Origin of the sequence: Sphingopyxis sp., assembly GCF_035565275.1 — a bacterium.
Classification (GTDB): domain Bacteria; phylum Pseudomonadota; class Alphaproteobacteria; order Sphingomonadales; family Sphingomonadaceae; genus Sphingopyxis.
In genome coordinates this window covers 1-7,509 of sequence record NZ_DATMST010000209.1, presented here as the reverse complement: position 1 = coordinate 7,509, position 7,509 = coordinate 1, and the positions used below count along the sequence as shown (strand labels likewise).

5 protein-coding genes are annotated in these 7,509 nt (G+C 66.0%); all 5 read left to right on the top strand.

What is annotated here, in order from left to right; translation table 11 throughout:
* Positions 1-267, top strand: a 267-nt coding sequence (locus VN047_RS14550) for an FAD-dependent oxidoreductase (RefSeq protein ID WP_325543852.1), incomplete at its 5' end; no start/stop codon positions are given.
* 52 nt (positions 268-319) lie between these two features.
* Positions 320-3,373 carry a TonB-dependent receptor domain-containing protein gene (locus VN047_RS14545; protein ID WP_325543850.1) on the top strand — a complete coding sequence of 1,018 codons (3,054 nt, stop codon included), beginning with the start codon at positions 320-322 and terminating at the stop codon, positions 3,371-3,373.
* 24 nt (positions 3,374-3,397) lie between these two features.
* The gene (locus tag VN047_RS14540) at positions 3,398-4,708 is read left to right on the top strand and encodes a dicarboxylate/amino acid:cation symporter (protein ID WP_325543848.1); all 1,311 of its coding nucleotides are present in this window, start codon (positions 3,398-3,400) and stop codon (positions 4,706-4,708) included.
* A gap of 10 nt (positions 4,709-4,718) precedes the next feature.
* A complete protein-coding gene (ggt, locus tag VN047_RS14535) occupies positions 4,719-6,437 on the top strand; it encodes a gamma-glutamyltransferase (protein ID WP_325543846.1) in 1,719 nt (572 codons plus the stop codon).
* A partial coding sequence (locus VN047_RS14530; RefSeq protein WP_325543844.1) for a gamma-glutamyltransferase family protein occupies positions 6,434-7,509 on the top strand: 1,076 nt, incomplete at its 3' end. The genes ggt and VN047_RS14530, both read left to right, overlap by 4 nt.

Sequence of the window (7,509 nt, the reverse complement as noted above, 5' to 3'; positions counted from 1 at the left end):
GACCTTGGCCGCCGCGATGCCGGGGTCGAACCCGAACGCCTTGCCGCGCTGGTCGGCAGCGCGCGCGCCGCATTGCCCGACGCCGCCGATTATGACGCGATCGAATCGAGCTGGGCCGGCCTGCGGCCGATGACCCCCGATTCGCTTCCGATCACGCGGACGATCGCCCATGGGGTGATCGCCAACACCGGCCACGGGGCACTCGGCTGGACCTATGCTGCGGGATCGGCCGAGCGCGTCGCCGCGATCATCGACGGAGAGCGCTGAGGATTCGCAAAACAATTATTCAAAAATAACGAATTACAGAGGGAAGGGCAGAATGATGAACAGGGGACTTCGTATCACCAGCCTGATGGGCGGCATCTCGCTCATCGCCAGCGCGAGCGTCGCCATGGCGCAGGACGCACCGCCGCAAACGGACGGACAAGATGACGAAATCGTCGTCATCGGGTCGCAGATCAAGGGCGCAGACGTCGCCGGGTCGCTTCCCGTCACCGTACTCGGCGAGCAGGACATCGACGCGATCGCCGCAACCAACGGTGATGAACTGTTCCGCGCGATCCCGCAGGCGGGCGACGTCGCGTTCAACGAAAGTCGCGATGCCGGCGGGATCAACGACGCGCGCGGCGACGTCGCGTCGATCAACCTCCGCGCGCTCGGCACCGGCAATACGCTGGTGCTGCTCAACGGTCGCCGCATGGTGCTGCACCCCGGTACCCAGTCGGAAAATCTGGTTCCGGTACAAAGCGTCAACACCAACGCTATCCCGGTGCTCGGCGTCCGCCGCGTCGAGGTGCTGCTCGACGGCGCCGCCGCCATCTATGGCTCGGACGCAGTTGCCGGCGTGATCAACACGGTGCTCAAGGACAATTTCAAGGGCCTGCGCGTTTCCGGCGAATACAGCCTGACCGACGACAGCGACCAGCGCGAGTATGAACTCTCCTTCGAGGCCGGCCACACGTTCAACGACGGCCGTACGAATATCTCGCTGTTCGGTTCGTTCAACCACCGCGATCCGCTCTATGCACGCGAACGCCGCAACTCGCGCTCGTCGGACCTGCGTCCGCTCGTCGCCGGCACGCCGTTCGAAGGCGACAGCGATTTCGACAACATGTCTGGCGACAGCATATGGGGCGAATTTCGGCGACTGACGAACAGCTACGCCGAGTCGAGCACCGTCGCGCAAGTCAACGGCAGGCCGCTCACGACCGGCGGCATTTTCCATATCCAGCCCGACACCAACGACGGCTGTATCGCGCCGACGCCTTATGCCGGCACGTGCTGGGACAATAGTTCGCTGTCGACCGCCTCGACCGACAATAATCTGAAATATGACATCAACGACCAGCGCACGATTCTGGGGCGCAACAATCGGCTCAACCTGTTCGGTTTCCTCAACCACGAGTTCGTATCGGGCCTCGAATTCTATGCCGAGGCGGGCTGGTATCACGCCAAATTCCAGTCGCAGCGCGAACAGGAAACCAATCTCGCAAGCCAGCGGCTGATCATTCCGGCCAATGGCTACTGGAACCCCTTCGGTCCCGTCGGCAGCCCCAACCGCATTCCCGGGCTGACGGGCGTCGCGACCAGCGGGGTACCGATCGAATTGCTCGACTATCGCCCGGTCGACGCCGGCCCGCTCGTCGTCAATGTGAAGAATGATACGACCCGCTTCCTCGCGGGTTTCCGCGGCGAGATATTCGGTTTCGATTTCGACACCGCGGCGCTCTATTCGAAGGCGAAGACAACCGACAGCATGCGCACCGTGTCACTGACCTTGTTTCAGGAGGCGCTGTCGCGCACCGACGCGACCGCATATAACCCGTTCAACGGCGGCGATCCGCTCAATCCCGGCCGCCTCGATTCAACGCCCAACCCGCAAAGCGTGATCGACGGCTTCATGGTCGATATCGGCCGCACGAGCACCACCGAACTCGCACTCGCCGATTTCAAGCTCAGCAAGAACGATCTTTTCACCCTGCCCGGCGGCCGCGTCGGCGTCGCAGCGGGGGTCGAGTTCCGTCACGAAACCTTCAAGGACGACCGCGACGACCGCCTCGACGGCACGATTTTCTTCACGGCGCTTGACGGTTCGTCGAACGGCAGCGACACGCTGGGCGCCAGCCCGACCCCCGACAGCAAGGGTTCGCGCGACGTGCTATCGGCCTATCTCGAATTCGCGGTGCCGCTCGTCTCGCCCGAAATGCGCGTGCCGCTGATCCACTCGCTCGACCTGCAGCTCGCGGGGCGCGCCGAATCCTATCAGGGCTTCGGGTCGGTCGCGAAGCCCAAGGTGGCTTTGAGCTGGTACCCGGTCCCGAACCTGCAGTTCCGTGGCAGCTGGTCGCAAAGCTTCCGCGCGCCCAACCTGCCGCAGCTTTTCGAAAACGGCATCCAGCGGTCGAACACGCGGAGAGACTGGGTTCGCTGCGAGGCCGACCTGCGCGCCGATCCTCCCCGCATCGCCAATTTCGACGACTGCACCCAAAGCCAGGCCATCGTCAGCAACCGGTCGGGCAGCAAGGAGCTGCGCCCCGAAACCGCCGAAAACCTGTCGCTCGGCGGCACTTTCCAGCTCAACATGGGCGCGGCGGGCCGGCTCACCTTCACCACCGACTATTGGGAAATCCGGCAGAAGAATGTGATCGGTCTGTTCGGCGATTCGAACGCGCTGATCCTCGACTATCTCCTCCGCCTTCAGGGATCGTCGAACCCCAATGTCGAGCGTGCCGACCCGACGCAGGCCGATATCGACGACTTTGCCGGGAGCGGGATCGATCCCGTCGGCGATGTCATCCAGGTGATCGACAATTACACCAACCTCAGCCCGCGCAAGGTGCGCGGCATCGACTTCGGCCTCTATTATCAGGTGCGCGATACCGGGATCGGCGAGTTCAGCCTGCGCCTCAACGCCGCACGGTTGCTCGAATTCTATCAGGCGCCGGGCGAATTGCAGCAGGCGCTACTCGACGGCCAGGCATCGGGCGAGATCGATCCGACGATCATCATCGTCGGCGCCGAGGACCTGATCGAGCAGAACGGCCGTCCCAAATGGCGCGGTTCGGCGAGCCTCAGCTGGCGCTACAAGGGGTTCGGCGCGGGCTGGTTCGCGAGCTATGTCGGCCCCGTCAGCGACACCTCGGCGTCGCTCGCCGACGGCACCCGCTTCCGCGTCAAGGACTTCATGTCGCACAGCGTCTATGTCCAGTATGAAGCCGACGGCGGCCTGCTCGAAGACACACGTTTCCGCCTCGGTGTGCGCAACCTGTTCAACAAGCTCGCGCCGCTGTCCGATCAGACCTATGGCTATATCGGTGACCTCTACAGCAATCGTGGCCGCCAGTTCTACGCCTCGATCAGCAAGCGGTTCTGACGCGTGTCGGCAGGGGAGAGCCAGATGAACGACATCGCGCCCGCTTCAGCCGGTACCGCGCCCCCCGCGCCCGGCCTCTTCGGCCGCGCGCTCGGCGCGTGGTTCGGTGTCGCGCTGTGGAAACGCATCCTCGCCGCGCTCCTGCTCGGCGCGGTGGCGGGTGTCCTGTGGGGCGAAGGGGCAACGGCGATCGGCTGGATCGGCGAACTCTTCGTGCGGCTGATCCGCATGCTCGTCGTCCCGCTGGTCTTTCTGACCATCGCGTCGGGGGTCGCCGCGCTCGCCGATCCCAAACGGCTTGGCAGCATCGGGGTGAAGACGCTCGGCATGTATGTCTTCACCACCGCGCTCGCCGTCAGCACCGGTCTGCTCGTCGCGACACTGATCGCGCCCGGTGTCGGTGCAAGCTTTGCCGACGCGATCCCGCGCGCGGTCGCCGAGCCGCAGGATCCCGCGCGGATGTTCATCGAAATCATCCCCGACAATCCGATCGGCGCGATGGCGAACGGCGCGACGCTGTCGGTGATCTTCTTCGCGATCCTTGTCGGCGCCGGCGTGATCGCCGCGGGCAAGGAGGCCGAACCGGTCCGCCGCCTGCTCGCGAGCGGGTCCGAAGTGATGCTGCGCATCGTCGGTTTCGTGATGGAGACGGCTCCCTTTGGCGTCTTCGCGCTGATCACCGTCGTCATGGGCACCAGCGGCCCCGCGAGCTTCCTCGCGGTAATCAAGCTCGCAGTCTGCGTGCTCGTCGGCTCGCTCGTCGTGACCCTCCTCGTCCACGGCCTTATCGTTGTCAGGCTGCTCGCCTGGCTGCCACCCCTTCCCTTCTTTCGGGGTATCGCCGATGCGATCATGGTCGGCTTCTCGACCTCGTCGTCGAGCGCGACGCTGCCCGTCGCGATCCGCGTCGCCGAGCGCAACCTCGGCGTTTCGCCCCCCGTCGCCTCGACCGTGCTGCCGCTCGGCGCCACGATCGGCATGGACGGCGCCGCCATGTATGTCGCGATCCTCACCCTGTTCGCCGCGCAGGCCTTCGGCGTTCCGCTGACCTTCGCCGATTATCTGGTGATCGCCGGGACGACGACGATCGTCGCGATGGGTGTCGCGCCGGTGCCGTCGGGGTCGCTCTTCGTCCTCGCGGCGGTGCTCCACGCGATCGGCATCACGCCGGAGCAGACCGCGATCGTCGTCGGCTTCGTCTTGCCCTTCGACCGAATCCTCGACATGATCCGGACCGTTCCCAACGTCACGTCCGACCTGTCGATCGCGACCGCCGTCGCGCGCTGGGAGGGAGAAATGGACGTCGCCGTCTATCGCTCCCGCGACGATGTATAAGGAAATGTCGATGATCTTCCGCCGCCTTCTCGCCGCGACGCTTTCGCTTGCGCTCGTTGTCCCGGTCCCGCTCGCGGCGCAGAGCCGCCACCTGCTCGAATATCCGTCGGTTCATTCGCCGACCGTCGGCACGCGCGGCATGGTGGTCAGCCAGAATGCCATCGCGAGCGAGGTCGGGGCTCAGGTGCTGCGCGACGGCGGCAATGCCGTCGACGCCGCGATCGCGGTCGGCTTTGCGCTCGCGGTCACGTTGCCCCGCGCCGGCAACATCGGCGGCGATGGTTTCATGACCGTCTATGACGCTGCGTCGGGGCAGGTACGCGTGCTCGATTTCCGCAGCGTCGCGCCGAAGGCCGCGACCCCCGCGATGTTCATCGACAACAAGGGCAAGGAACGCGCGGAGGCGAGCTATGGCTATCTCGCCCCGGCGGTCCCCGGCACCGTCGCGGGGCTCGACCTTGCGCATCGCAAATGGGGTAAACTGCCGTGGAACCGGCTCGTCGCGCCAGCGATCAAGCTCGCGGCGGACGGAGTGCGGCTGACCGCCGACGAAGCCTTCGTCTTCAGCTGGGGCAAGAACCGCCTGTCGAAAAGCAGCAGCGGCCAGACGACCTTCTACAAGGCAGGCGGCGCACTCTACGCCAAGGACGAGGTGCTGAAACAGCCCGAACTCGCGTGGACGTTGGGCGAGATCGCGAAGCATCGCGCCGATGGCTTCTACAAAGGCGAAGTCGCGAAACGTTTCGCCGCCGACATGAAAGCCCATGGTGGACTGATCACCGCCGACGACCTTGCCGCCTATCGCCCGGTCGAGCGCGATCCGCTCGTCGGCAGCTACCGCGGCTACGCCATCTACACCGCGCCGCCGGCGAGCGCGGGCGGCGCAACGCTGCTCAACATCCTCAACCAGCTCGAGCATTTCGACATCAAGGCGATGGGCGCGAACAGCGCAAAGTCGCTGCACGTGATGGCCGAGGCGATGAAGCTGGGCTATATCGACCGCTATCGCGCGCTCGGCGACCCCGCCTTCGTCACTGCGCCGATCCGCGGTTTCATCTCGAAGGACTATGCCGCCGAACGCGCAAAGCTCATCGACCCCGTCAAGGCGAAGCCGATGGACGCGATGCCCGCAGGCGATCCGCTCCGTTACGAAAGCCCGTCAACGACCCATTTCTCGGTGGCCGACAGCGAGGGCAATGTCGTCTCGACCACCTACACGCTCGGCTCGGACTTCGGGTCGGGGGTGATGGTCGCGGGCACCGGCGTGCTGCTCAACAACCAGATGAACAATTACAGCCACGAACAGGCGTGGGAGGCCAGACGCGACGGAACGGCGCCGCCGCTCAACGGCCTCGCGCCGGGCAAAAGAATGCTCTCGACGATGATGCCGACGATCGTGATGAAGGACGCCAAGCCCTGGCTTGTCACCGGCACCCCCGGCGGCAGCACGATCATCACGTCGGTGGTGCAGGTCATCGTCAACACGATCGATCACGGGATGAACGTTGCCGAAGCGACGCACCAGCCGCGCATCTATCAGGGTGCGGTCGATGCGCTGCGTGTCGAGCCCAATTTCAACCCCGATACGGTCGCGGCGCTGAAGGCGATGGGGCATCCGGTCACCAGCGACGAGACGATGGGCAGCGCGCAGTCGATCATGATCGAGAACGGCCGCTTCCTCGGCGCCGCCGATCCGCGCCGTCCGGGCGCGCTGGCGGTCGAACCGTGAAGCACGCGTTCCTTATCTTCGCGGCGACGCTGTTCGCCGCCAGCACCCCCGTCGCGATGGCGCGCGAACCCGCGCCTGCGAAGGAACGTCAGGCTTTCGTCGCGGCCGCGCATCCACTGGCGGTCGAAGCGGGGCTCGACGTGCTGCGTCGGGGCGGAAACGCCATCGACGCGGCCGTCGCAGTCCAGGCGATGCTCGGGCTCGTCGAACCGCAAAGCTCGGGGCTCGGCGGCGGCGCCTTCCTTGTCCATTACGACGCGGTGACCCGAAAGGTCAGCGTCTACGACGGCCGCGAAACTGCGCCCGCCGGCGCGACGCCCGACATGTTCCTCGACGACGGCGGCAAGCCGATCCCCTTTCGCACCGCGGTGCTCAGCGGCAGCGCCACGGGCATCCCCGGTGCGGTCGCGATGCTCGCGCTCGCGCAACGGGAACGCGGCAAGCTCGACTGGGGCACGCTGTTCGCCGACAGCGAGCGCGTCGCGCGCGCGGGCTTCACCGTCAGCGCGCGGCTCGAACGCTTCGTCCACGGCCCGTACCCGCAGTCGTCGGCCCCCGATGTCGTCCGTTATTTCAGCGACGGAAAGGGCGGAAAGGTTCGCGCGGGCGACACGCTGAAGAACCCCGCCTATGCGGCTTTCGTCCATCGCCTCGCCACCGAAGGCCCCGACGCGCTCTATCGCGGCGAAACCGCGAAGCGCATCGTCGCGCGCCTGCACGAAGGCGACCTCGCGGGCAGCATGACCGAGGCCGATCTCGCGGGTTACAAGCCCGTGGCGCGCGAGGCGGTCTGCAACGGCTACCGCATGTACATCCTCTGCGCCCCGCCGCCGCCGTCGAGCGGGGTCGGCCTGCTCCAGTTGATGGGAATGATCGAACGCACCGATATCGCGGCGCGCGGTCCCGACGATCCGGTCGCGTGGGTCAAATATGCCGAAGCAAGCCGGCTGATGTATGCCGACCGCGACGCCTATGTCGGCGACGTGCCGAATGTGCCCGTCGCGGGTCTGCTCGACCCCGCCTATGTCGCGGCGCGCGCGGCGCTGATCGGCGACACCGCCGGGGCACCCCC

Excerpts from the sequence above, each read along its gene's own strand:
- VN047_RS14545 (WP_325543850.1), top strand. The coding sequence starts at position 320 with ATGATGAACAGGGGACTTCGTATCACCAGCCTGATGGGCGGCATCTCG.
- VN047_RS14540 (WP_325543848.1), top strand. The coding sequence starts at position 3,398 with ATGAACGACATCGCGCCCGCTTCAGCCGGTACCGCGCCCCCCGCGCCC.
- ggt (WP_325543846.1), top strand. The coding sequence starts at position 4,719 with ATGATCTTCCGCCGCCTTCTCGCCGCGACGCTTTCGCTTGCGCTCGTT.